The organism is Rhizobium sp. 05L429 (assembly GCF_056397645.1).
In genome coordinates this window covers 1-747 of record NZ_JBFTNV010000087.1, presented here as the reverse complement: position 1 = coordinate 747, position 747 = coordinate 1, and the positions used below count along the sequence as shown (strand labels likewise).

The 747-nt window shown below is 58.2% G+C and carries 1 protein-coding gene; it reads left to right on the top strand.

The genetic code is table 11. The features are described 5' to 3' along the window. The coding region (locus tag AC1DNW_RS35430; RefSeq protein WP_477855816.1) for an AMP-binding protein at window positions 1–747 on the top strand (747 nt) is incomplete at both ends.

Sequence of the window (747 nt, the reverse complement as noted above, 5' to 3'; positions counted from 1 at the left end):
CCGTCGGTGGATGGCGTGCAGGTCGTCTGCCTCGACCGGGACTGGGACGGGCAGATTGCAGGCCTGCCGGACGGCGCCGTCGAGAGCCGCACATTGCCGCAGCACCTTGCCTACGTGATCTACACGTCAGGCTCCACCGGACAGCCCAARGGCGTGATGGTCAACCATCAAAACCTCGGCAATTTGATCTTGTCGATGTCTGGGCTGTTGCCGACTTCAGCGACTAAGGTCTGGCTGGCGGTAACGTCATTATCATTCGATATCGCCGCTCTGGAGATCTACCTGCCGCTTGTTCAAGGAGGCCAGGTTGTGCTGTTGCCACGAGACCACGGCAACAATGGCGAATATCTTCTCACCGCGATACGGAAGTATCGTGTCACTGCCATCCAGGCGACGCCGACRACCTGGAAGATATTAGAAGCTGCAATGGGATCCAACCTCGACGTTGAGCTTGAGGCTGCATTGTGCGGAGGTGAGGCGTGGGATGAAACCTTATCGAGATATCTTCAGCGCATCGCACGTCGGGTCTTCAACGTTTATGGTCCGACGGAAACAACAGTCTGGTCGACGAGCAGTTTGGTGGAAGGATCCGCGTTGTCGATCGGCCGTCCGATCTCGAACACGCAGRTCTACATACTCGACGGTCACCGGCGTCCTGTTCCGGTTGGGGTTGCCGGCGAGCTCTACATTGGCGGTACAGGGGTTGCGCGCGGTTATCTGAACAAGCCGGAACTGACGGCCGAGAAG